The sequence below is a fragment of the Brucella pseudogrignonensis genome (assembly GCF_031454375.1).
GTDB classification, from domain to species: domain Bacteria; phylum Pseudomonadota; class Alphaproteobacteria; order Rhizobiales; family Rhizobiaceae; genus Brucella; species Brucella pseudogrignonensis_A.
Genome location: NZ_JAVDQT010000001.1, coordinates 995,459 through 1,018,190 on the forward strand (window position 1 = coordinate 995,459; position 22,732 = coordinate 1,018,190).

The window sequence follows — 22,732 nt, forward strand, 5'->3', positions numbered from 1 at the left end:
AACGGAGAATTGAACAATGAAAGTGTTCAACGAAGGCCGCCACGCGGCCGAATTTGTTTTGACCGAAGCAAATGGCAACTTTTCACGCGACAACGTGACCGTTGCGCCGGGGCAGCTTTTCGAAGCTGGTACGCTCCTCGCTTTACTCGCCGTTTCTGCCAGCATAACAGCGGCCGTCGTTGCAACTGCCGGTAATGCAGGCAACGGCACCCTTACAGTGGCCACTCCTGCAACAAACTCGAAGGTCAAGAACGGGGCGTATCGTATTGTCGCAACGTCGGAGACGGTTTTCTCGGTTGAAGACCCTAATGGCGTCGGTATTGGTAACGCGACCGCCGGTACGGCTTTCAATAAGGAAGTCAAGTTTACGATTGCCGCAGGCTCTAATGCGTTCGCAGTTGGTGATAGCTTCGAACTTTTGATCGGCGCAGAAACGCCAGGCGATTTTCAAGCTGTGGCTTTCGATCCAGAAGGCGACGACGGCAGCGAAATCCCGGCAGTAATCGCCTTGTATTCCGCAGCAACAGACGTGGATGAAACTGTCGGCATCTCTGTAATTTCTCGCGCATCCGAAGTTAACGGCCATTGCCTTTCGTGGCCGGAAAACATCACCGCCGCCACAAAGGCCGCTGCGATCTCTTCTCTCGCACAAAAAGGCATCATCGTTCGCTGACGTTCTGCCGTCGCTACGAAGTAATCCTGACAATCTGGAGACAACTTAAATGTTGGACATTTTTAACGACGCGGCCTTCTCGACCACGAGCTTGACTGACGCGATCAATGATCTCAAGTTCAAGCCCGGCCGAATTAGCGCTATGGGGCTTTTCGAAGAAGTCAGCGTCGACACCACATCGATCGCTATCGAAAAGAAGGGCGATATCTTGATAATCGTGCCGCCTACACCTCGCGGCGGCCCGGGCGTTACACTTGATAAAGAAAAGCGCGACTTGCGCTCCCTTATCGTCCCGCACTTCGAAATCAATGACGCTATTATGGCGGAAGAAGTCCAGAACATTCGCCAGTTTGGCAAAGTGCAAGCGCTTGAAACGGTAATGGCTAAAGTTGCGCAGCGACAGGTTACTCATGTGACAAGCCACACTGTGACCGAAGAAGTGGCCCGACTTGGTGCCGTTCAAGGCATAATCACCTATTCGGACGGCTCGTCGCTCAACCTGTTCAATGAATTTGGTGTAACGCAGGCTCCGGAAATCAATTTTGATCTTGGCGGCGCTGTCGACGGCGCTTTCCGAGAAGCCTGCACGAAAGTAACACGCAAAGTCGAAGACATTCTCGACGGGGTGCCATTTGATGGCATTCACGCTTTTTGTGGCGATGACTTCTTTGATGCTGTTTTGAAGAACGCCGAGGTTCGAGAAACTTATAAGGGTTGGGATGAAGCGAAAATTCTTCGTGAAGCGTATGTCGGCCCCCGTGCGAAAAACTCCCGAATTTTTGAGTTCGGCGGCATCATTTGGGAAAATTATCGCGGTGCGAAAAATTCTCCGACTGCGATCAACAAGGATAAATCATCCCTTTTCCCTGTCGGTGTTCCCGGATTGTTTAAAACCGCTCGCGCTCCGGCTGACTATGTCGACACTGTCAACACCATGGGCGAGCGGCTGTATATGCAGCAATACCTTATGCAGAACAAAAAAGGCGTGCATCTTGATAGCCAGATGAATGCTTTGCAGTACTGCACGCGGCCTGCCTCGCTGCTAAAGGCTCGCCGAGCCTAGTCTTTATGCGCCTCAACAGCATTGCAGCGCGCACCGCCTTCCGGGCGGTGCAACGCGAATTTGGCGAGGTTGTTCGGATAAAGCCGCAAAAATCTAGCGACTATACCGAACCCCTCCCCGATCCTGACCGTCCGCAAGTCGATGTTTATGTCGTCGTTTCGCTTACGCCAACGACGGACAATCTCGACGGATCGCGGCAGGGAACGAAGATCAACACCACGACGCGATTTACACAAAGGGGCGCAGCCTTATGGCTTCGCCCGGAAGTGTATGCGGCTATCGGTTACGAGCTTCGGGAAGGTGATCGGGTTGACCTTATTCAGCGGCCTAGCGAGCCGCCTTACAAAGTATCTCGCGCGCCGGAAAGCTCCGACCGTGGCGATGTTGTCGTCCCTATTGTTCTGGATGGAAACCTATGAGCCTTACAGCCCTCGCCGTTCGTATCGCCACAATTCACGCTCTCAAAGGCCGGACGTTCGCCGAGGATCGGGTTTTCGACAGCAAGATTAACCCGGTAAATCTCGTGGCAAAAAGCGAGGCAAGGCCGGTTATCATCGTCACAACGGATGACGACAATGTCGACATTACGGGTAAAGACTTGCGCGCGGGCGACCACAAGCTTGAGCTTGTTATCGAGGTCGCGGTTACACAAAATATCTCGGTAGAGGTCGCGAAAGACCAGACGACGGAAGTCTTGACGATCCCGGCGACGGATGCCGGACTTGAGGCGACCGTCGGTTTGCTCGGCTGGCAGATCGCGAAGGCGCTCTCGGCCGACGGCGGAGAATGGGGCGACCTTTGGCGAGTAATCGTTACCAATGTCCACACAGTTTCAAGCCGACGCGGAGCCGACGACGAGAACGGCGTCCGCTACGCAGCGCGACAGTATATTTATTCTCTCGACCATATTCACGAACCGACGCCGGGCGAGCCTATCGATCCGGGAAGCGGATGGGGTCGAGTAATCGCAATGTTCAAGGCTGATCCGGAGCTTGCGAACCTCGGAAAGTTGATCGAGGCGGAGATTACCAAGGGCGAATATCTGCCGTGGGAAATCGCTCGCGGGCAGCTTGGCGTTGCGAACGACGCGGCCGAAATCATCGGCACTACTCCGATCGGGATTGAGGAAATTGTCCCGCTCGCTTCGGTCGAGCTAACCGACGGGTTCGTCTTAGATCAAGCGACGGCCGACGAAGCGGGAGGCCCGGAAAATGAGACTTGACCAATTCCTCGCTGACCTCCTGCGCCGGACTGCGGAGATCGAGCGCCGTCAAGATGGGATGATCAAGCAAGGCACTGTTGCCGAGGTCGATCCGAAAGCCGGTACGGTGCGGATAAATCTCGGCGGCACTGATGATAAGCCTTTTCTCTCACCTCCTATCCCATACGCGCAAACGGCCGGAGCTTTGAAGGTTCATGCCCCGCCTTCGGTCGGGCAGCAAATGACGGTTTTGAGCGGGTCGGGCGACTTCCGGCAGGGCTTGGCGGTTCCAATGACTTGGAGCGACAAAAACGCGTCTCCGAGCGAAAAGGGCGACGAGAACGTCCTAACGTACGGCCCCGTCAAGATTACGATAACCGCGACCGGCCTTATGGCCTCGGTCGGGGGAACGAGTATCACTTTATCCGAGGCCGGGATTACTTTCGTCGCCCCGGATTTTGATTTTACGCAGGGGTAAATCATGCCGGGAATAGCACTTGTCGGAGTTGATACGGCCGGGGGAGTGCAGCTTGGCTTGCAAGTCCCTTGGTTTCGCGTCAACGGGCATCCGGTCGCGGTTAAGGGTGATAGCGTGGCCGGTCACGGCCTTGTGCCTCACGATAGCCCGACAATGGCCGAAGGCTCCCCGACGTTCCGCGTCGGCGGCATTCCTGTTTGCCGTGAGGGGCATCTTGCAACTTGCGGACATGCGACGACGGGCCAAAGCGGTTTTCGCATCCCTTAGAAAGAGGACACTATGAAAAGAATTTATCTCCTTACGGACAAGGCCGGTTTGTGGGTCGCTGGCTTCTACGTCCCCGCACTGCCGGAACGAAAGCTTGAGCTTTCGGATCGCGCGGCCGCCTATGAGCTATCCTTGGGAACGATTGAGCTTGCTCCCTTTGACGCGGCACCGAAAGAGGAGCCGGAGCAAAAGAAAACCCGGCGCAAGGCCGATAAAGCCCCGGAGGCTACGCAATGGAACGGAACGCAGCCCTTGGCATCGACCTCGACCGAGTGACCGGCGAAGTAATCGTCGGATGGGCGCACGTTGAACAATGTATCGGTGACTTTCTGACGACATTTTTCGGCGAGCGCGTAATGCGCGAATGGTACGGCTCCATTGTGCCAAAGCTGATGGGCGAAAACCTGACGACCGAAACGATCGTCACTTTTTTTGCCGCTGTCACCTCTGCAATTGATCAATGGGAGCCGAGGTACAAGATTGCCAAAATTACGCCGCTTTCGGTTGACCGAAGCGGCGAGTTTCAAGTGCGAATTGAGGGCGACTACCGACCTTTAGCTTTGATTGGCAATTTCACGTCGGGCAGTCCGAAGCATTTAATCATAAGTGGCGCGGTTGGCCGGGGGCTAGTTTTGATATGACAATTAATCTTGAAAACTACCCTTCCCCAAATGTGATCGAGCCTATTTCATTCGAACAGATTTTGTCTGAAATGCAGACCGAATTAATTCGTTTGTTCCCTGCTATAGAGCCTACCCTTGCTCTCGAAAGCGCTCTCGCGAACAAGCTTTTGCAAGTCGCCGACTACAGAGAAATGCTTGTTCGCGCGCGTATTAACGATGCAGCAAAGGCAAATTTGCTCGCGTTCGCATTGGGTGCCGATCTCGATCATTTAGCCACGTTTTACGGTGTTGAGCGGCTTGACACAGAAGGGGATGAAGACTTCCGCGCTCGGCTTCTCGTAGAAATCAAAGGACGTTCGACGGGTGGCTCATCCTATTGGTATCAGGCCGCGGCGCTTCGTGCTGACGTTCGCATCAAGGCTGCGGTTGTTTATCGCGAAGCTCTCTATCCTGTTATTCACATTGCTATTCTCTCAAAAGAGAATGGCGGCATCCCCGATAAAGCAATGTTAGATGCTGTGACCGCCAGCGTCATGAGTGAACGGGTGCGCTTGGTGAACGACACGATCATTGTCGAGGCTGCGGTAAATGCATCAACCAACGTCGAGGCTGATATTTGGCTTTTGCCGAATTCCTCTACAGCGATCGTCGAAATACTGCCGGACGTGCTTCGTGGGGCTTGGGCCTTAGAGGCAAGCGTCGGTTTTGACCTTGAGCCGTCTTGGATTGAAGCCCGGCTTCATGTTGCAGGTGTCAAAAAAGTCAATTGTTTGCTGCCAGTGCAAGCCGTCATCGCGGACCCCGGCGTTGCTATCGCTTTGGGTGATATTAAGCTCAACTTCAAGGGATATGACTACTGATGTCAAACCGGCAAGCATTGCTCCCCAGCAATGCGACGGCGCTGGAAACAGCTTTCTCAGAAGCTTTGGACAGGACGCCGGAACTATCGCCCGGCATCGTCGCATTACGTGGTTTTAAGTTCAACCCGAACAGTTCGATCATCCCGTATCTCATTCTTGAATATGGTTTGGAAGAGATCGAGGAGTTCTTCACCGTTCGTCGTGAGGTGATTTTCGAGGGTGTCGATTGGCGTCGGCTGGTTGGTACGCCAACCGCAGTTCATAAGGCTCTAAGCTGGATAGGATACGAAGCCGCTATTGAGGAAGAGTGGTTTGGGCGGCGCAAGTGGAACACGTTTCAACTACGATTTCCGTCTCTTCCTGCTCAAGACTTTCCAGACCTGCCCCACATCGAAAAGATCGCAGAGATTTCAACACCATTGCGCTCCCGGTTTCGCCGGGGCGTACACCTTTATGATGCGGGCGCTCTGATCGCTGATTGCAGCCGTCTTGATGACAGCATGCTGGAGCGGGAAAGCGGCGTAGACGTGACTGGAACTGGTGCGATCTGGTCATTTGGTCGGACGCATGAGATCGATCACACGCTTAGTCGGGCAGAAGGTCTTTCTCTTGGCAACTGGATTGATCCGGAAATTGAAAACACAGTTCGATGGTTGGATTTGATTTATCCATGGCAAGCGGCTGTGTTTCCATGGTCCGCACAGCCTGACGAACAACGCCGCGCTTTGATGGCAGCTTGGTTTGTCGGAAAGTTAGTTCATATCTGCCTTCGTAATCTTGAAGGTGACGTTATCGGATATCGCAGGTGTCGTGCCGTCCATACCGTAGAAGCGATCGCATCCGGTGCATATCGTTTCGGCAGCAAAACCTTTGGGCCTTTGGTCGGGGGGCAACAACTTTATGTCGAGGCTATGACCGACTTTGTTACTCCATCGAGAGATGAGGTTTCCGAAGTGTCTATTGTTGTGGGCGGCCTGCACGCACAAGGCGTTAAAGCCGGGGCTTTGTGGCTCAATCGCGGCCAACTGGTTGGTGGCGTTGAGGTCGCGAACGAACCCGTATCGTTCCAAATGCGAAAAACCGTTCGCGAACAAATCAAATACCTTGTGAGGTTCTAATGGCTTTTGAACACGAAAGCGGATTGCCGTACGCCTATGATCGCGCTGCGGGAAAGCCCGACGTTAAAGGTGTCGTCTTTCACGGCGAAAGACCATTCGTGCAAGGCGCAGAACTCAACGAAATGCAGACCACCATGCGCGGCGTTCATGACAGGGTTTCGCGCCTTGTCGCTAAGGATGGTGATCGTATTGAGCGAGCCAGCGCTATTGTAGATCGTGATGCCAAGTCTGTGACATTGACCGAAGGCAGCATCTATGTTTCGGGCGATGTTTATCCGGTGGGTGACGCAGTTCTAAACGACGTGCCGATGACCGGACGGCTGGAAATCGGTGTCCGCCTCAATAAAGGCTGGCTGACACATGAGGATGATCCGACGCTCGTCGGCCTCATCCCCGGTTCATTGGCAGAAGGCGAACCGGGTGCTGCGCGACGTGTCGAAACCATATCTTGGGCGTTGGCCTCGGATGGTAAGCCCGGTGCTTTCTTTGCTGTTTACACGTTGCAAGACGGTACGATCTTGGATCAGACCGGACCTTCGATGCTTGAACCGGTCATGCAGCAGCTTGCTATTTATGATCGTCCGAACGGTCATTATGTCGTTGCAGGCTGCCGCGTTACTGGTCTTGGTGCCAATGCAGGCGAGCAGCATTTTTCGATTGAACAGGGCGAAGCCAATATTTCGGGTTTCAAACGCACTCGTCTCGCAGCATTGCGTTTGGCAGAGAAAGAAGAGTGGGACGAAGGCGCTATCCCCGGTGAAACGCATATTTATCCGGGCGGCGCTTCCTTTACCCTTAAGGTCGACCAATCACCTATTGGCGTTATTAATTCGATTCTTTTGACCAAAGAAAAAACAGTCACAATTACCCGTGGTTCAATTTCCAAAGGTCAAGACGGATTGCCGGATACTTCGGTGATTGACATCATTGAGATACCGGGTTTCGTAAAAAATACCGACTACTTCCGAAACGGAAACACGGTCGATTGGGGTGTTCTTGGTGGCGACGAGCCTACAGCCGGTTCAAGTTATCAGGTAACGTATCGCTATCGTGCATCCGTAGTCGAAGATGCGCACACAACTGACGAAATCACGGTGTCCGGTGGCGCGACAGGTGGCGATATAATCGTTTCCTACACCACGCGTTTGCCTCGGATTGATCGCATCGGCCTCTTTGAAGATGGCTCGCCAGCTTACATCAAAGGGGTTTCTGCTCGTTCTAATCCAGTCGCGCCGATTGTCCCGTCCGATGTTTTGGCTTTGGCGACGGTTACAAACAATTGGGTTGATCGTCCTGTGGTCGTTAATGACGCGGTGCGCTCACTGCCATATTCGGAAATGTGGCGCTTCTTTAACAGGATCGTCGATCATGATCGGCTCATTCAGTTAGAGCGGATCAAGAGCGGAATTGATGCTCGTGAGCCTGTCGCGAAAAAAGGAATGTTTGTCGACGGTTTTGCCGATGACACATACCGCGATGCGGGTATCGAACAGAATGCAGCAATTGGAAACGGTATGTTTCAGTTGGCAATCACGCCAACCGTTCACACCGTCAATCTCGCCGCTCCTGTAATGCTGAATTATTCGGAAGAAGTTATTTCAGCGCAAGAGCTTCGGACCGGCTGCGTCAAGATCAACCCTTACGCAAACTTCACGGTTCTACCGGGAAGCTTGTCGCTCAACCCTGCGGTTGATTTCTGGACTGTGCAGCAAACCGAATGGCTGTCTGCCCAAACGATCAATCTGAATATGGGAACGACGCGATCTGGTCCACTCAATGTCACGACGCAGAATACTCAACTTGTTGATCAACGAAACGAACAGGCTGAATTTCTTCGTCAAATACCGGTTAGCTTTGAGATCGAGGGCTTCGGGGCTGGCGAAATTCTAAAAGCGATGAGCTTCGATGATGTTTCGGTAATGCCAGTCGGTGAAGTGCGAGCCGATGCGAATGGAAAGGTGACGGGTTCTTTTGTCATTCCAGCCAACGTAACGGCAGGAACAAAAACCGTCACCGTTGAGGGGCAAGGCGGATCAAATGCCAGTGCCATGTTTACCGGACAAGGTACGATACAGACTGATGTTATGCGCCGAGTTACGACGGTGCAAAGCTGGAGTTTGGAAGCTATTCGATCCAGCATTGTATCAGGCGGCAGCACAGGGGGAAGCCGTGGCGGTGATGGCGGTGGACGCGGTGGCGGTGCTGATCCACAAGCGCAGCTATTTGTACCTTCGGAGGTGCGGCAAGTGCTCGGGGTGGATTTCCATGTTTGTCATATTGGAGATCGCAATAAGCATCTGCTCGTAGAACAGGTGGAAACGGACAACGGTTATCCAACTACGTCGGTACAGGCACAAAGGATCGTTAGCATGATCGGGGCGAATGCGGGCTGGAAAGCGGCTCGTTTCCCTCTTCCAGTCACGACGCTCCCTGATCGGCATTCAGCGTTTGTGATCAAGACTGATGACAATGAGCATTCTGTCTCGATTGCAAAGCTTGGCGACTTTGACGCAATTAACCAGAAATGGATTTCGTCACATCCTTATGTGATTGGCCCACGGTTTGACAGTGTGAACGCTTCGACATGGACTGCTCATCAGGATGAAGCGCTTGCCTTCCGTATCGTCGCGGCAAGGTTTACCGCGAACACGAAAGTCGTTGACCTCGGCACCCTTGCTTTGGTTCGTTGTTCTGATCTTCAAATCAGGGCAACCGTTGAACTGCCGTCAACTGCATGCTCTGTGGTGTTTGAGATTGAGCGTAGCAATGGCACGATATACCGGCTATTGCCCTATCAGCTGCTTGAATTGAACGAATACCTTACCGAAACCGTACGCGTGCGTGCGGTGCTTACGGGAACAGCGAAGTTATCGCCGATCCTTTTTGCGCCGGTAGAAATCATTTCAGGCGAGATCGCTACGGAGGCTACTTATGTATCGCGTGCCATGGCGCTCGGTACAGGCGTTCGCTTAGCATCCTATCTCAAGGCTTACCTGCCTGCGGGCGCAACCGTCGAGATGGAATACTCGATTGACGGTGGCGATTTCACTGACCTGCCTCTTTCTGAAACTGAACAGCTTTCGTTCCCGCTCTGGTCGGAACGCAAGTTTCAGGCAACGGGCCTTTCCGGTCAAAATATTCGATTGAAAATCAAAGCGACTGGCGGACCTGCATCTCGTCTGGTCGCCGGTGATTTTGGGACAGGTGTCTTCTGATGGCCGTAGAAAAAACACAGCATTACGAAATTGGGAAGCCGGTTCCGGCTAACAACATCTCGGAGGACGTTTCCGTCCTTCGAGGAGCCTTCGATCTGATCGACTTCATTCTTTTTACGCTCGCGCAAGCGTTGCTGGAAAAGATGGATAAAACTGCAACGTTCGAAATGTCTGCCGTTTCTGGTCTTGTGGAAGCGCTGGCACAAAAAATGCCAGCCAATAGAACCTTCAAGCTGACAGAGCTTACGGATATTTCGGGCGCTGCCAGTGCAATCGACAACTATATCCTGACGAAGAGCGAAGCGGGTTTTGTTTTTCGATCCGCGCTGGCTGTGCTTGGTCGGCACCTTCATAATATTGATGATGTTGAGGGGCTTCAAAATATTTTGAATACCCTCGTGTCCGGTGCCGCAGCATCCATAGACGGCGAGATTGTTGTCTTCGAAGGAAGCACGGGCAAGCACACCAAAAGGTCGGGTGAAACCCTTTCTTCTCTTATGAGCAATGTTGCTACGAGGGACTTTGTTGCGAACGCTATCGCCACGTCTGGCGGTGGCGGCGGTGGTGGTGGGGGCAAATATTTTGACACCAAGGCTCAAGCTGACGCTGCTATAGCCAGTATACCCATTGATACCGGCGTTAATGTTATTGTCGATGGTGCGAACAACGGTTTCTACGTCAATCAAGGCGGCGTCCTCGTTAAGAAAAGCAACGCTACAATTCGCCAGATGACCGATATTGACGACCTCGTTCGCAACACGCTCGTCAAAATGGTCATCTCTCAGGACGCCTTTACCTTTGTCGATAAGTTTAAAGGTTTGCTAGGGAGCATTCTCTTGGATGGAACCTTAAAATTCCGAGGGCTTGATATAAAGCACTCTGGCGCTTTGTCTGAAATCAAAACATCGAAAGACATTGTTGAAGTTTTAGGCGTTCCTATTGAGCGTGGCTCCGCAGAAGGTCGGATTTTTACAATCCTCGATAAAAAAGGAAATGTAATTCTGCACGCTGGTCCGAAAGGTGTTTACTTCTTTGGAGATCGTGTTCAGGCAATAGATTTTACTGCTGGCAAGGAAGGCGCAAACACTCCTATCGTGGTGAAAGGTTCTAAGCTTTCCATCAAAGGGACTTCTGTTCTGGAGATGGATGGCAATGGAATTGGTGTTGTCGACAAGTACGGGTTTTTTACCCTGTATTCAGGTATATACGGTAATTATCTTTTTACTGAAAAAGACAAAGACCAGAGTTCACCATCACCATCAGCAGAGAATGTTTTTTCTCCGTCGTCTGTTCTTGGGTTTCAAACCAACACGGACATTAAGGGATGCATAGATGATGGCCAATCCCTTAGCCGAGGCGCGCAGGCTCTTCCGACAATCAGCACTGTTCAGCCTTATTTAAACATCACATTGGTTGGTGGTAATAAGGCTCGGTTTGGTGCCGATAGCCGTTACAACGCTACCTCGTTTATCCCTCTCGTCGAAGAAACTCTTTCGAGTGAGGGAGAAACCCCTCTTTCCGGTTGTTTAAACGGTGTCGTACGTCGTGCAATTGCAGATGGCGCACAGGCAAGTGACTATGTTTTCTTTGGTGCGGCGACAGGTGCGGGTGGGAGAACAGTTTACCAGCTTTCTCAAGACGACCCGGATAGCTGGTTCAGTAGAAAAATCAAACTTATCACTGATGCAAATGCACTGGCCGTAAGTCAGGGAAAAACTTTTTCTATATGGTCTGTTCTTTGGTATCAGGGTGAGAATGATTATTCTGCTTCATCACTGGATACACAGCCGAACCACTACCAAGCTCGTTTTTTAACGGCTCTTTGGTATCCGCTTGTTTCCCATATCAAAAAAACTACGGGACAAAAATTCGACCCTTATGTTTTTTCTTATCAAGTAGCGGCCCACAGACGGTATAACCGGGATCATATGCAGATCGCGCTTGCACAGTGGCGTATGTCTCGCAGCCTTCCATTCTTCTGCATGGTCGCTCCTTGTTATATTTTTCCTGTCGCTGCTGATAACTTGCACCTTACCAACACCGGCTCTTGGCTGATGGGTGAATACACCGCTCGAGCCAAGTTCCAAACAATGGTGCGTCGATCTGGGAAATACCGGCCGCTCGAGCCTGAGCGTGTGGAATGGTCAGGCAATAGCGTGAAAATAAAATACCACGTTCCGCAAGGCGCAATAAGCTTTGATAGCTCGTGGGTTAGTCAAGCTGACAATCAAGGATTTGGCATTCGCGGCCCGGCTGATGAGTATATCTCAAACGCAATTACAGGTGTCGCGATCACGGGAAGTGATGAAGTCACAATCTCTTTGCGTGCAGGGCTTCCGGTTAACCTTACCTTGACCTATGGTCGAGGAAAGCCCGGCGACCCGGCGCACTCTGGCCCGATTACTGGCGCTCGTGGCAATCTACGGGATAACGCTGGTGAATATGACCGCGTTTATCACCCGGTCACAGGGGAGGAGTTTAAGCTTCATAACTACTCCTTGATGTTTCAGCACAATCAAATCAACGGTTTTTAAGGAGAAGTCGCATGGCAATGGTGCTGCGATCTGATGCCGATGCGTCTGCTTATTCAAAGAAGATGCTATCGTCTCAACAACCTGGGCTCATTCTGCTAGGTGTTTTTGACACTTCAGAAGGAAAGGCTACAAATAACTTCTCACTTTCTGGCGCAGACGAAACATGGGAAGTTGTTGGCACGCCAACAATTGGTCTTACCGGCACTGAGTTTAAAGCTCGAAGTAATTTCCTTCAAACTGAAGTGCAAGAGCCAGCCGGTGATTTAACTGTAATGTGTGTAGGGCGCGCTCTTCACACTAGAGACGAAATTCTAGCGGGTGGTGGCGCATTCCAACCGCTGATGGTTGGAAGTTATGCAGCAGTGTCCGGCCAATATTCAGGTATTGCTGCTGGGTTTAGTGCTTCTACCGGCAATTTCTCCGTAGCTCGAGCAATAAGAAGAACTGATGGCTCAACGGTTATGCTTACCGCTAACATGGGCAACACAATTAATTACACAACATGGCATCTTTTCGCTATGCGCTTCAATACTGCAACAAGAACGGTCGTGATGGATGCGATCACTCACGGTGTAAAAACCACAAATGTTGAGTCAGATACTGGTGCGGTAGCCGTGCGGGGTACGGACCCTCGTATCCGTATCGGATCAGGATATACTTCTCAATCGGGTCCGTCGGCTATTTCCCAAGTTCGCATGTGGAATAGGTACCTAAGTGACGCAGCGCTTGCGGAAGTCGCGGCTGAAATGCGGCTTTACGAATTGGAGCATAACGGGCGAACCGTTTAAAATGCTCGGATAATCGAAACCTAGTTCTCACCGTCAACATTTTCTCAAGCCCGGCTTTTTAGCCGGGCTTTTTTTCTGTTTTCGGAATTTTCTCAGAGGAGTTTTACAATGAGTGATCCAACTTTCGGCCTCTCGATTATTCCTATCGATAACGAGCCTCGTCCGGCGATCGTTACCGACATGTCTATCGTGGGCCTCGTATTTACGGCTCCGGCAGCCGATGTGAATGTCTTCCCGCTTAATACTCCGGTTCGCTTCTATTCGAGCGATACGGAAACCCTCGCGAAGATGGGTGAAACCGGGACCGGCTACACGGCCGTAAATCTCATTAATCAGCAGCTTGGCGAATTTCAGTCGTCGGCAACAATCGTCGGCGTTCGCGTTGAAGCTGGCGCTAATAATGCGGAGACAATCGCTAACCTCGTTGGAAGTGTTAACGAGCGTACCGGCATGTATACCCTACTAAACGCTGGCGCTCTACTTGGTATTACACCTCGCCTGATTTGCGTACCCGGATTTACTTCGCAAGTTTCCGAGGGCGCGACTGCGAACGGAGTAATTGCGGGACTACCGACCCTCCTCGATCGTCTACTCGCGGTCGCTGTTGTTGACGGACCGGCAACGAATGAAACCGAGGAAAACGCATGGCGCGCGACAATTCAGTCAAAGCGCATCATCCCGGTAGGAGTTGCCGTCAAAGTTCTCGATGATGACGGGGCCGTGGTGGTAACCCCCGCGTCTCCCGCAATTATCGGGATCGCGGTTCGCCGAGATCATGAGTTCCAAGGTCGGCCGTTCCATTCATGGGCTAACCAGCCGGTTTACGGGATTGTCGGGCCGTCTCGCCCGATTGAGTTCTCGATCCTTGACGGCGCAACCGAGGGCCAGCAGCTTCTTTCGAAGAATATCGGAATTATCGTCCGAGGCGAAAGCACAGACGGCGCACTCGCAGACGGTGGGTTCGTATTCGTAGGAACCGATACTTGTTCCGAAGACCCGCTATGGACCTTCTATAATCAGGTGCGTGGCCGCGATTATATCCATTTGATGTTTATCAAAACGCTCCGTTATTTCCTTGGCCGTCGCAATATCGACCGGGGGACTATCGAGGATATTCTCGCGACGATGACAGGCGGACTGCGCGACATTCAGGCGGCCAACGACCTTCTCGGCTTCCGCGTCAACTTCGCTCGCTCTGTCAACAGTCCGGAGCAACTACGTCTCGGCCGGTTTACCGTTTCCTTCAAGGCGGAGGAACCTCCGGTCTTGCGTTATATCGGCATCCAGTCAGCGCGCTATCGCCCGGCTCTCGATGACTTGTTGAATGACCTTCTGACAAGCTTTGACGCTTAACCCGGTTCGCGGGGCGGCTTCGGCCGCCTCCTTCCTCTTTCGATTTTCAGGGAAAAATCGCCATGTCAAATATCTACCTGATGGAAGCCGCAAACCTTTTCGTCGGCGACCACGACCCGAAAAATTCCAAATTCCTGACGTTGGAAGAATTGAAGCTTCCGGACTTGCAGGAAACGCAGGTCGATCATACTCCGGGCGGCGCAAAAGCTGGCGTTGAATTTGGTATGAACGTCGTTGAAAAGCTAGAGCCGACTTTCAAGCTCAAAGGTTGGGACGTTCCGCTCATGCGGAATTTCGGCCTCGGTTCTAAAGAGCGAAAGAATTTCACGGCCTACGGCGTGATCCGTGACAAGAAAACTGGAAAAGCTCTTGAAGCTAAGGCAATAATTGAAGGCCGTCTCGGGAGAGTTTCTCCTGACGCTTTTACTCGCGGCGAAGCAATGGGCCACGAATACGGCATCAATGAAGTTTTGCATTACGAGCTTTTCTTCAATGGTTCGGAAGAACTTTATTGGGATTTCTTCACGAATACCCTCCGCATCGGTGGCGTCGATCCCGATCCTGACTTCAATAATATTCTTCGCATCAGCAACGGCACTTAAGCCGCTTCACTGAAGACCTATATGCCCGCCATTTCGGCGGGCTTTTTTTCTAAGGTAAGGCCATGAACAAGAAAACCCATACACTGAAATATCCGATTGACGTCAACGGCTCGACTATCTCATCGGTATCTATTCGCCGCCCAACCGGCGGAGACATGGTTGCTATTGGCGATCAGGTCGCTGACCTGATGACGTTCTATTCGTCAAATGCCGAAGTGGCAAAACAGATCGCATTTGCCGAAGCGGCGGCAAAAGTCACAGGGACCGAGCCAGAGCTTGACGCAATCGGGGCCAAAATCACTCCGCCGGGCAGTAACGTTTTCTCGGCAATGATCGCGATCGCTGCCTGTTTGGCGGGTCTTGGTGACAATGCCGGATTACTCGATGTTGAAGACCTTCAAGAGATCGCAAGTAAGGCTCTTTCGACGGGGGAAGCTCGGGGGCGTGGCGAGGAGCAGACTGGCGGCGAGTAATTGCTCTCGCGGCCAATGCTACCGGTACGCCCCTAACATTCTTTCTCGATCTCACAATCGAGGAGCTTGTCGACTGGCTTGAGACAGCATCAAAACTTCCGCAGAGGCGTATTTAAATGGCTAACCTGACATCAGTTTTAACGGTGCGCTTGATCGACGCCGTTACCGCACCCGCGCGCGCCGCTGCAAACTCGATCCGTGGCATAGGAAACGCGGTCGATAGTACAAACGCCCGCCGTCTAGCAATCGGCGGCGCGGTTAACACAATGGTTACTGACGTCGGGAAAGCGTCGTCTCGTCTGCGCAAAGACATTAACGGTATGACAACCGGGCTTTCAATGCCCGCCGGTTTCCTCGCGTTCTTCGGCGGACGTGCGGTTTATGATTTCGAGAAAACGTCGAATGCCTTGCAGGCTGTTACCGATGTTACCGACGTCCAGCGCAAGACGATCCAGAATTACGCAAAAGAACTCAATGAACTTTTCCCGGCGACAAATTCCGAGATTATGAAAGGCGCTTACGAACTCGGCCGCGCCGGGTTCAAGTACGATCAGATCATGGGTTCCATGAAAGGAATGCTTAATCTGTCCCTTGCGGGCGATATTGCGATCAAGGAAAGCGCAGACATTGCCACCAACATTCTGACGGCAATGCGCTTGCCTATGAAGACGGTTGAGCAGGCAAATGAAAGTTTGACGCGGGTAAACGATGCCCTCGCCTACTCCTCATCGAACTCAAATACTGACGTTCGTATGATGGGCGAGACTTTTAAGTATGTCGGCCCTATGGCTGCCGCTGCGGGTATGTCGATCGAAGAAGTTGCGGCCGCATCGATGGTTATGGCTCGAAACGGTATCCGTGCCAGCGAGGCAGGCGTCGCCATGCGATCCGCCCTTGTCCGGATGGTTCGGCCTACAAAGCCGATGATCGCGGCCCTTTCGCGGATGAATATCGATATTACAAAGTTCGTGAAGGGCGGACGACAGATTAGCGCGATGGACGTTGTTTCATCCCTTGCCGTCGATGGCATCGACGCGAGTTCTTATGCAAAGCAAATCGAGCAGGTATTAAACGACAAGAAAGTAAACGGTTCCCTCGCGAAGCTAACCGAGCGTCTCACTTCGATTATTGGTGGGGACGGCTCCGCAGTCGATAAATCCAAACTCGCCGAAACGATAACAGACGTTTTGACGGCCGCAGGGTCCGAAGTCGATTTCTTCGGTTTTATTCGCGCGCTTCGGGAAAAGGGTGCGGACCTTGGCGATATTGCCCGAATATTCGACGCGCGGCAGGGCGCGCGATTAATAACGCTTCTCGCGGGCGATCTCGATAAGGCGCTTACAGACGTCGAAAACGGTGCCAAAGGCGCAACCGATCGCATGGCAAAAACCATGATGAAAGGGATTGTCGGCGATTGGGCGGAAATGGAGGCTTCTCTCGAAAACCTCTTTGTCGCCATTGCGGAGGCAGGCGTCCTTAAAACGGCTTCGGAAGCCTTCAAATGGGCTGCGGACGGATTAAAGTCTCTGGCCGAGAGCAGTCCGAAGATGCTCGAGTTTGGAACCTATGCCCTCCTGATTGCTGGCGCTCTCGGCCCGATTGCTATCGTGGGCGGTGGCGTTCTCTCATTCTTTCTTTCGCTCGTCGGGATTATGCGCCTTGCTGTAGCCCTAGGGAAAGGAACGCTCGGCGTTGCAGCCGCTGCGATGGGGGTCGGAGGAGCCGCAGCCGCTGGCGGGGCCGCAGCGGCTACCGGAGGAGCAAGTTCGGCGGCAGCCGGGGCAGCGGCTGGCGCTGCAACGAGTGGCGGTCGTGGTGTTGGAGCTTTGGGGGTCTTGGGCCGTGGTTTGCTCGGCGGCTATCTTGCATATGAAGCCGTCTCGGCAATCCCGACCGACGAAAAAGAGTTTAAAGCTTTTGTCGAAGCCAACTCGAAACGTTCAGACGGCTGGAATGAATGGCTTGAGAAAAATATCGGAACGCCCCGCTCGTGGCTTGGCCTCGATAATGAAAAGACAGGCGCGAGCGGCACTAGTTCGTCGGCTGCCACGGCGGGCGAACTGGCTTACGTTCTTGAGCGCCAAGCGGCAATAGATGCTCGGCTTGAGCAGATAAGCAAAAACACGCATCCGGCTATGCGTGATATGCCAAACCCGGAAAGAGACGCTTTGCAAACGCAGAGAGCAATGCTCGAAGCCGATGCGAAAGCTCTTGCTCCTCAAGGCGATCCATCGGTCGGCGCTTCGGCCGCAAATGAAACAATGGGCGGCTTCAACTCTGCCTTTGCGCAGCAAGCCATTGAAGCAAAGGCGAAGGCCGCTCAACTCGTCGCCGATCTTCAAGCGATACTCTCGACAACCCTTACGCCGACGATCAAGCCTCGTCTCGATATGTCCGCAATCTCCGGCGTGCATGCTGACATAGGAGTTGAATAATGTTGATGGTTTTCGGAGCGTTACGGTTTGAGGTTTGGCCCTTCAACCCGGTAGGCACTGGAAGCGAGAGCGGCGGCGATTACGTTGAAAAACCCGTTATGGGACGTCGCCCTCCTCTCGAATTTGTCGGCGAGGCGGCCGAAAACTTTACAATTTCTGTAAAGCTCTTTCCGGCAAAACTCGGCGGCCTTAACTCGCTTGAACAGCTTCAAACAATCCGTCGCAGCGGCATTCCACAATATCTCATGCGCGGCGACGGAACTCCGCTCGGCTGGTTTGTCGTTAGCAACGTTGGCGCGACAAGCGGCTATCTCAACGCTCAAGGTGTGGGCCAGACTATTGACGTCGAGATTTCGCTACAGAGAGCGGACGCTCCGCAAGATGCGGATTTCTTTGCCACGGTTATAGGTATGCTCGGATGACAAACCAAAACAGCATTGAAACCATTATTGTTAAGGGCGAGGCAATAACCCTTTCTTTGCTTATTTGGCGAAGGTTCAAAAAGCAGAGTAGCGGATTTATTGAGCGCGTCCTTGATCTCAATCCGGGGCTTGCTGACCTTGGCGTATTCATTCCGGTTGGGACCGCGATCCGCTTCCCGATAGATGCGCCAGAGCTTCAAAAGAAAGAGCGCAATATCGTTCATCTTTGGGATTAAGCCATGAATGCAATTGTTAAAAAAACGACTTGCATCGTCATGGTTGACGGGCAGGATATTTCGAGTGCGCTCCTCCCTCGTCTCACAAATTTAAGCATCACTGACAAAGCCGGGGCTTCAAGCGATACGTGTCGGATTGATCTCGACGATAGCGACGGCGTTATTCTTCTCCCGTCAGAAGGTGCGGTAATCTCGATCTCGCTCGGGTCTAACGATACGGGTGCGGCCGTTGCCTTTCGCGGCGTTGTGGATGAAGTCCGCTCGACCGGCTCCCGGTCGGGCGGCCGAATGCTTTCGATTTCCGGAAAAGGCTTTGACGCACAAGGCAAAGCGAAAGAGCAGAAGCAAAAGCATTGGGATAACAAAAAGCTCGGAGACGTTTTCGGAGAGGCCGCAAAGTTGGCCGGTATTGAGACGGTTCGTGTCGATAAAGAGCTTGCGGAAATATCTCGTCCTTATTGGGCGATGCAGGGTGAAAGCTTTATCCACTTCGGAGAGCGGCTCGCGCGCGAAACCGGGGCTACGTTCAAAATATCAAATGACGTTGCAATTTTTGCCAAGCGCAACGGCGGCCGATCCGCCGGAGGAAAAGAGCTTGCTACTGTCCGGGCGACTTACGGCGACAATCTAATCTCGTGGGACATTGCTCCGGTAACGGGGCGGCCTCGGTATTCAAAGGCAAAGACCCGCTATTACGATACGAAAACGGGTACTTGGAAAACCGAAGAAGTTGAGATTGAGGATGACAACGCCGACGCCGAGTTTACCAGCCGTTACCCGGCCGGAGATCAGGACGAAGCGAAGCGGGCGTCGGAAAGCCGAAAGACTGATAGCGAACGCGGCAAAGGCGAAGGATCGATAACGATCGACGGCAACTCCGACGCGCAGCCGGAGGGTTCGGTTATCCTCGAAGGCTCAAGGCCAGGCATCGACGGAACCTATCGAATTGATACCGTTCAACAAGATTTCTCTCGCTCGACAGGGTGGGTAACGCGGCTCGATCTCAAACAGCCTCAAGGCGAAGCCGGGAAAGACAGTCGTAAGAAGTCGAACAAAAGCCGAAAGGGGAAACGTTCAAAATCAAAATCGCCACCCATGCCGGACATGGGAGGTGGCGGCGGCTGGAATGCCGCCCCGTAAATCAATCTCACACAACGTTTCAAAGGGTCGCTTTCGCGGCCCTTTTTTTGTTTGGAGCGGAAATGACCACGTTAAAAGAAATCCAAGTTCGGCTTAACTCGCTCGGGTTTAGTGCCGGGATTGCGGACGGAAAGATCGGACCTAAAACAATCGGGGCAATGAGTAGCGCGCTAGACGCGCTCTCCGCTGCAAATCAGCCCGAGGGCGCGCCTTCCGGAACCTCGGGAACGATCCCCGCATCATGGCTTCCAAGCGCATCAATGGCCCGCATTATCCTTCACTGGACCGCCGGGGCAAACAAGGCGACGGACTTCGATAGAACTCACTATCACATTCTCGTCGAAAGTGACGGTTCACTCATTCGCGGCGTACCTTCGATCGATCTCAACCAGTCGCCGGTTAAGCCCGGATATGCGGCCCATACACTGAATTGCAACTCCGGCTCGATAGGCGTTTCCCTTTGCGGAATGGCGGGGGCGATCGAGCGGCCGTTCAATGCGGGCAAATACCCGATAACAGCAAAGCAGTTTGACGCAGCTGCAAAAGCTGTTGCGCAACTATGTCGGCGTTACTCAATCGCAGTTACCCCGGAAACGGTTCTCTCCCATGCGGAAGTGCAAGGAACTCTCGGCATAACGCAGCGAGGAAAATGGGACATTGCGATCCTCCCTTTCGACCCGGCCCTCAACACTGCTCGGAAAGTTGGCGACGCCTTCCGCGCTCTTGTCAAATCGTACCTGTGAGGCAGTCATGAACAAGACAAAACAACTTCTTGTAGCGTTCATATCGCTTTTTACATTGTCGCTGATTGCAACATTTGTTGCTGTGTCAGGTGCTTCGGCTAATGGCGTCGATCCCTACGTCGAGCAGGCGTTCGATAGTATAAGCCCGATTATCTTCGATATTATTGCGACGGCAATCGCTATCGCTCTCGGCTTTTTATTAAAGAAAGTGACGGAGTGGACGGGGATCGCGATCGAAGCAAAGCACCGTGACGCTTTACAATCTGCTCTTGAAAATGCCGCCCGCCTCGCTCTTGCGAGAGGTGGCGGCAGGCAGACCGCAATTCGATACGTTCGCTCGTCGGTTCCCGATGCGGTGAAGTTCTTCAAGCTAACAGACGATCGGATTACCGATCTCGTCGAACCGAGGCTCTCCGCAGGCGGTGAGCAATGAGCAGCTTTTTATTGTGGCTATTTAGCGGGGCGGCCGTAGCAATCGCCGCAGCGCTTAAATTCTTCTCGATGGGAAAAAAGGCCCAAAAAGCAGAAGATTTAGAGGGGAAGGTCAAAGGCTATGAGCGCAATATTGAAACAGTCGGCAAGGCTTCCAGCGCTCGTTCTGATGCTGAACGCGATGCTCGTAGCGGGATGCTCGATGACGAGTGGACAAGGGACTAACTCAAATGTGGCGGAAAAGTCGGTTTGCCCGGTCTGGCTGCCGATCTCGTCAAGCCAGAATGACACGACACAAACGCGCATCGAGATACGCGGAAACAATGCCGCACGAAAGGCGTGGTGCAATGAGCCTGCATGATTTTCTTTCAAACCTCGGCTTAAATCCGAACTTCATAATTGCGGGAACGGCAGGCGGCTTTCTGCGAGCGCTTTCACGAAAGCAATTCAAGCTACGCGAGGTTTTTATATCCCCAATCTGCGGAGCACTCGCCGCAGCTTATCTGACAACGCCGATTATGCATTACGCGCATCACTTCAATTTTCCGGTCCCTTCCGGTCCGGAAAGTGTCGCCGTGCATAATGCAACGGCGTTTATGGTCGGCGTAATAGCAATGTGGATTTCCGACATTGTCTTCGGCGTGATTGCGCGCAAGCTCAAAGTTAAAGAAGAATAGAAAAGCCCCGTCCGGTTAATCGCCGGGCGGGGCTTTTTTTTGTTTTTAACAGATTATTTCAAACGGGCTGGGTAGGATTTATTCGTTACCCCACCAGTTACCCCGAGAGAGGAAAACCAGAACAGGCAAGACTAAAAACCGATCTAACCCGTTGATTTGTTTGGTCGGAGCGACAGGATTTGAACCTGCGCCCCCTTGACCCCCAGTCAAGTGCGCTACCGGGCTGCGCTACGCTCCGGACCATGAAAAAGCCCTATGATATAAAGGCTTGTGGTGCAAGGTCTATTTTGATGATTATCCAAAACGAATGCCCGCGCACCACTCGCTGAGCGTCTTATGTGGTTCGAATTTGATAAGTTTCAGGCACATAACGATAGCCTTCACCATCGCGTTGCAAATATGCAAGCGATGGAAACGGCATGTGATAGCCAATAAATGGAAGCTTATCCGTCGCAATCATATCGAACATGCGCTTACGGGTTTCAGCCGCCATTTCCTTGTCGATATCAAAGGAAACATGCCAGTCTGGACGCTGCAGGGTGATGACCGAGTGATTTGCTGTATCGGAAATAAGCATTAACGACTTTCCACCTGATTCAACGCGGAAAGCCAGATGCCCCGGCGTGTGACCGTAAGCTCCGACAGCCTGAATGCCCGACAAAACATCCTTGCCATCATCGATAAAGGTTATCTTTTCGGCCAGAGGCTTCACGTTCTTATCGACCAGTTGGGCGACACCTTTTGCTGGCGTTTCAAGCCGTGCTGGATCTGTCCAGAAGTCATATTCTTTCTGACCAGCCGCGTAACGCGCATTGGCAAAAGCTGGTTTACCGTCTTCAATCAGCCCGCCAATATGATCAGGGTGGAAATGGCTGAGTACAACGAGCGATACATCATCCGCCTTATAGCCCGAAGCCTCAAGTGCGCTGATAAGCTTGCCCTGCCCTGCCTCACGAGCGCCTGCCCCCATCCCGGTATCGAACAAAACAAGTTCTTTGCCTGTATTGATCAGAACCGGAGTGAAGCTGTTTACAAAGCGATCTGTCGGCAGAAGATTTTCTTCGAGCAGCGCTGCAACATCCTTTGGATCTTGGTTTATGGCATAAGTCTTCTCAGGTGCCTCGCCTGCCCGTCGCCCGTCTGACAGCGTCGTTATTTCAAAATCACCAAACTGGAAGCGATGAAAACCTGGGTTCTCAATTTTGGACAACGCAGTTTCTGCTTTCGCTTCATCACTTTTGAAGGGGGCCAAAGCCATTCCACCGCTTGCGGCGGAAGCAGCGACAATAAAATTTCGTCGTGAAAGTGCCATTGGTCAGTCTCCAAATTGTTAGGTGTCCGTTAGAATAGCGTAAATGGCGGGTCGATCCAGTGCAGCTTAATCAAGTTTTCGTAGATC

General features: G+C 52.5%; 25 protein-coding genes and 1 tRNA gene. 24 read left to right on the forward strand and 2 right to left on the reverse strand.

Features of this window, described 5'->3' with window-relative positions:
• Positions 1 to 16: 16 nt before the first annotated feature.
• The 24 genes from J2782_RS05020 (at position 17) to J2782_RS05135 (ending at position 21,333) form a co-directional block, all read left to right on the forward strand.
• On the forward strand, positions 17 to 673 hold the full coding sequence (locus J2782_RS05020) for a head decoration protein (RefSeq protein WP_310010496.1): 657 nt from the start codon (positions 17 to 19) through the stop codon (positions 671 to 673).
• A gap of 49 nt (positions 674 to 722) precedes the next feature.
• Positions 723 to 1,736 carry a major capsid protein gene (locus J2782_RS05025; protein WP_310010497.1) on the forward strand — a complete coding sequence of 338 codons (1,014 nt, stop codon included), beginning with the start codon at positions 723 to 725 and terminating at the stop codon, positions 1,734 to 1,736.
• Between the two features lie 5 nt (positions 1,737 to 1,741).
• Positions 1,742 to 2,155: a hypothetical protein gene (locus tag J2782_RS05030; protein WP_310010498.1), complete on the forward strand. Its 414-nt coding sequence runs from the start codon at positions 1,742 to 1,744 to the stop codon at positions 2,153 to 2,155.
• The gene (locus J2782_RS05035) at positions 2,152 to 2,958 is read left to right on the forward strand and encodes a hypothetical protein (RefSeq protein ID WP_310010499.1); all 807 of its coding nucleotides are present in this window, start codon (positions 2,152 to 2,154) and stop codon (positions 2,956 to 2,958) included. Before J2782_RS05030 ends, J2782_RS05035 begins: the two co-directional genes overlap by 4 nt.
• Positions 2,948 to 3,415: a phage baseplate assembly protein V gene (locus tag J2782_RS05040; protein WP_310010500.1), complete on the forward strand. Its 468-nt coding sequence runs from the start codon at positions 2,948 to 2,950 to the stop codon at positions 3,413 to 3,415. The genes J2782_RS05035 and J2782_RS05040 overlap by 11 nt, the downstream gene beginning before the upstream one ends.
• A 3-nt stretch (positions 3,416 to 3,418) precedes the next feature.
• Complete coding sequence (locus tag J2782_RS05045; RefSeq protein WP_310010501.1) at positions 3,419 to 3,682, forward strand: PAAR domain-containing protein; 264 nt, start codon at positions 3,419 to 3,421, stop codon at positions 3,680 to 3,682.
• Between the two features lie 12 nt (positions 3,683 to 3,694).
• Positions 3,695 to 3,958 (forward strand): hypothetical protein, encoded by a 264-nt coding sequence (locus tag J2782_RS05050; protein ID WP_310010503.1) that lies wholly within the window; start codon positions 3,695 to 3,697, stop codon positions 3,956 to 3,958.
• A complete protein-coding gene (locus tag J2782_RS05055) occupies positions 3,916 to 4,323 on the forward strand; it encodes a GPW/gp25 family protein (RefSeq protein ID WP_310010505.1) in 408 nt (135 codons plus the stop codon). Before J2782_RS05050 ends, J2782_RS05055 begins: the two co-directional genes overlap by 43 nt.
• Entirely contained in the window at positions 4,320 to 5,165 is an 846-nt protein-coding gene (locus J2782_RS05060) for a baseplate assembly protein (protein ID WP_310010506.1), read from the forward strand. Before J2782_RS05055 ends, J2782_RS05060 begins: the two co-directional genes overlap by 4 nt.
• Positions 5,165 to 6,283: a phage tail protein gene (locus tag J2782_RS05065; RefSeq protein WP_310010507.1), complete on the forward strand. Its 1,119-nt coding sequence runs from the start codon at positions 5,165 to 5,167 to the stop codon at positions 6,281 to 6,283. The genes J2782_RS05060 and J2782_RS05065 overlap by 1 nt, the downstream gene beginning before the upstream one ends.
• A complete protein-coding gene (locus tag J2782_RS05070) occupies positions 6,283 to 9,498 on the forward strand; it encodes a DUF4815 domain-containing protein (RefSeq protein ID WP_310010509.1) in 3,216 nt (1,071 codons plus the stop codon). Before J2782_RS05065 ends, J2782_RS05070 begins: the two co-directional genes overlap by 1 nt.
• On the forward strand, positions 9,498 to 12,032 hold the full coding sequence (locus tag J2782_RS05075; RefSeq protein ID WP_310010510.1) for a hypothetical protein: 2,535 nt from the start codon (positions 9,498 to 9,500) through the stop codon (positions 12,030 to 12,032). Before J2782_RS05070 ends, J2782_RS05075 begins: the two co-directional genes overlap by 1 nt.
• An 11-nt stretch (positions 12,033 to 12,043) precedes the next feature.
• On the forward strand, positions 12,044 to 12,820 hold the full coding sequence (locus J2782_RS05080) for a hypothetical protein (protein WP_310010512.1): 777 nt from the start codon (positions 12,044 to 12,046) through the stop codon (positions 12,818 to 12,820).
• Positions 12,821 to 12,928: 108 nt separating this feature from the next.
• Positions 12,929 to 14,173, forward strand: a complete 1,245-nt coding sequence (locus J2782_RS05085) for a phage tail sheath protein (protein ID WP_310010513.1) — start codon at positions 12,929 to 12,931, stop codon at positions 14,171 to 14,173.
• 62 nt (positions 14,174 to 14,235) lie between these two features.
• On the forward strand, positions 14,236 to 14,775 hold the full coding sequence (locus tag J2782_RS05090; protein ID WP_310010514.1) for a phage major tail tube protein: 540 nt from the start codon (positions 14,236 to 14,238) through the stop codon (positions 14,773 to 14,775).
• 62 nt (positions 14,776 to 14,837) lie between these two features.
• Positions 14,838 to 15,248, forward strand: coding sequence for a phage tail assembly protein (locus J2782_RS05095; protein WP_310010515.1), 411 nt, complete (start codon positions 14,838 to 14,840; stop codon positions 15,246 to 15,248).
• Positions 15,249 to 15,364: 116 nt separating this feature from the next.
• Complete coding sequence (locus J2782_RS05100) at positions 15,365 to 17,683, forward strand: phage tail tape measure protein (protein ID WP_310010516.1); 2,319 nt, start codon at positions 15,365 to 15,367, stop codon at positions 17,681 to 17,683.
• Positions 17,683 to 18,105, forward strand: a complete 423-nt coding sequence (locus J2782_RS05105; protein ID WP_310010517.1) for a phage tail protein — start codon at positions 17,683 to 17,685, stop codon at positions 18,103 to 18,105. The genes J2782_RS05100 and J2782_RS05105 overlap by 1 nt, the downstream gene beginning before the upstream one ends.
• Positions 18,102 to 18,341: a tail protein X gene (locus J2782_RS05110; RefSeq protein ID WP_310010518.1), complete on the forward strand. Its 240-nt coding sequence runs from the start codon at positions 18,102 to 18,104 to the stop codon at positions 18,339 to 18,341. Before J2782_RS05105 ends, J2782_RS05110 begins: the two co-directional genes overlap by 4 nt.
• A gap of 3 nt (positions 18,342 to 18,344) precedes the next feature.
• Positions 18,345 to 19,481, forward strand: coding sequence for a phage late control D family protein (locus tag J2782_RS05115; RefSeq protein WP_310010519.1), 1,137 nt, complete (start codon positions 18,345 to 18,347; stop codon positions 19,479 to 19,481).
• 62 nt (positions 19,482 to 19,543) lie between these two features.
• Positions 19,544 to 20,224, forward strand: coding sequence for a peptidoglycan recognition protein family protein (locus J2782_RS05120; protein WP_310010521.1), 681 nt, complete (start codon positions 19,544 to 19,546; stop codon positions 20,222 to 20,224).
• A gap of 7 nt (positions 20,225 to 20,231) precedes the next feature.
• The gene (locus tag J2782_RS05125) at positions 20,232 to 20,657 is read left to right on the forward strand and encodes a hypothetical protein (protein WP_310010523.1); all 426 of its coding nucleotides are present in this window, start codon (positions 20,232 to 20,234) and stop codon (positions 20,655 to 20,657) included.
• A complete protein-coding gene (locus J2782_RS05130) occupies positions 20,654 to 20,881 on the forward strand; it encodes a hypothetical protein (RefSeq protein ID WP_310010524.1) in 228 nt (75 codons plus the stop codon). Before J2782_RS05125 ends, J2782_RS05130 begins: the two co-directional genes overlap by 4 nt.
• Before the next feature lie 122 nt (positions 20,882 to 21,003).
• The gene (locus J2782_RS05135) at positions 21,004 to 21,333 is read left to right on the forward strand and encodes a hypothetical protein (protein WP_310010526.1); all 330 of its coding nucleotides are present in this window, start codon (positions 21,004 to 21,006) and stop codon (positions 21,331 to 21,333) included.
• Between the two features lie 161 nt (positions 21,334 to 21,494).
• Here the strand turns inward: J2782_RS05135 and J2782_RS05140 are convergent.
• Both J2782_RS05140 and J2782_RS05145 read right to left on the reverse strand, forming a co-directional pair.
• Positions 21,495 to 21,571 (reverse strand) — tRNA-Pro (locus J2782_RS05140).
• 96 nt (positions 21,572 to 21,667) lie between these two features.
• Positions 21,668 to 22,645 (reverse strand): MBL fold metallo-hydrolase, encoded by a 978-nt coding sequence (locus J2782_RS05145; protein WP_310010527.1) that lies wholly within the window; start codon positions 22,643 to 22,645, stop codon positions 21,668 to 21,670.
• Positions 22,646 to 22,732 lie beyond the last annotated feature (87 nt).

Coding starts and splice junctions, on each gene's coding strand:
- J2782_RS05020 (WP_310010496.1), top strand. CDS start 17: ATGAAAGTGTTCAACGAAGGCCGCCACGCGGCCGAATTTGTTTTGACC.
- J2782_RS05025 (WP_310010497.1), top strand. CDS start 723: ATGTTGGACATTTTTAACGACGCGGCCTTCTCGACCACGAGCTTGACT.
- J2782_RS05030 (WP_310010498.1), top strand. CDS start 1,742: ATGCGCCTCAACAGCATTGCAGCGCGCACCGCCTTCCGGGCGGTGCAA.
- J2782_RS05035 (WP_310010499.1), top strand. CDS start 2,152: ATGAGCCTTACAGCCCTCGCCGTTCGTATCGCCACAATTCACGCTCTC.
- J2782_RS05040 (WP_310010500.1), top strand. CDS start 2,948: ATGAGACTTGACCAATTCCTCGCTGACCTCCTGCGCCGGACTGCGGAG.
- J2782_RS05045 (WP_310010501.1), top strand. CDS start 3,419: ATGCCGGGAATAGCACTTGTCGGAGTTGATACGGCCGGGGGAGTGCAG.
- J2782_RS05050 (WP_310010503.1), top strand. CDS start 3,695: ATGAAAAGAATTTATCTCCTTACGGACAAGGCCGGTTTGTGGGTCGCT.
- J2782_RS05055 (WP_310010505.1), top strand. CDS start 3,916: ATGGAACGGAACGCAGCCCTTGGCATCGACCTCGACCGAGTGACCGGC.
- J2782_RS05060 (WP_310010506.1), top strand. CDS start 4,320: ATGACAATTAATCTTGAAAACTACCCTTCCCCAAATGTGATCGAGCCT.
- J2782_RS05065 (WP_310010507.1), top strand. CDS start 5,165: ATGTCAAACCGGCAAGCATTGCTCCCCAGCAATGCGACGGCGCTGGAA.
- J2782_RS05070 (WP_310010509.1), top strand. CDS start 6,283: ATGGCTTTTGAACACGAAAGCGGATTGCCGTACGCCTATGATCGCGCT.
- J2782_RS05075 (WP_310010510.1), top strand. CDS start 9,498: ATGGCCGTAGAAAAAACACAGCATTACGAAATTGGGAAGCCGGTTCCG.
- J2782_RS05080 (WP_310010512.1), top strand. CDS start 12,044: ATGGCAATGGTGCTGCGATCTGATGCCGATGCGTCTGCTTATTCAAAG.
- J2782_RS05085 (WP_310010513.1), top strand. CDS start 12,929: ATGAGTGATCCAACTTTCGGCCTCTCGATTATTCCTATCGATAACGAG.
- J2782_RS05090 (WP_310010514.1), top strand. CDS start 14,236: ATGTCAAATATCTACCTGATGGAAGCCGCAAACCTTTTCGTCGGCGAC.
- J2782_RS05095 (WP_310010515.1), top strand. CDS start 14,838: ATGAACAAGAAAACCCATACACTGAAATATCCGATTGACGTCAACGGC.
- J2782_RS05100 (WP_310010516.1), top strand. CDS start 15,365: ATGGCTAACCTGACATCAGTTTTAACGGTGCGCTTGATCGACGCCGTT.
- J2782_RS05105 (WP_310010517.1), top strand. CDS start 17,683: ATGTTGATGGTTTTCGGAGCGTTACGGTTTGAGGTTTGGCCCTTCAAC.
- J2782_RS05110 (WP_310010518.1), top strand. CDS start 18,102: ATGACAAACCAAAACAGCATTGAAACCATTATTGTTAAGGGCGAGGCA.
- J2782_RS05115 (WP_310010519.1), top strand. CDS start 18,345: ATGAATGCAATTGTTAAAAAAACGACTTGCATCGTCATGGTTGACGGG.
- J2782_RS05120 (WP_310010521.1), top strand. CDS start 19,544: ATGACCACGTTAAAAGAAATCCAAGTTCGGCTTAACTCGCTCGGGTTT.
- J2782_RS05125 (WP_310010523.1), top strand. CDS start 20,232: ATGAACAAGACAAAACAACTTCTTGTAGCGTTCATATCGCTTTTTACA.
- J2782_RS05130 (WP_310010524.1), top strand. CDS start 20,654: ATGAGCAGCTTTTTATTGTGGCTATTTAGCGGGGCGGCCGTAGCAATC.
- J2782_RS05135 (WP_310010526.1), top strand. CDS start 21,004: ATGAGCCTGCATGATTTTCTTTCAAACCTCGGCTTAAATCCGAACTTC.
- J2782_RS05145 (WP_310010527.1), bottom strand. CDS start 22,645: ATGGCACTTTCACGACGAAATTTTATTGTCGCTGCTTCCGCCGCAAGC.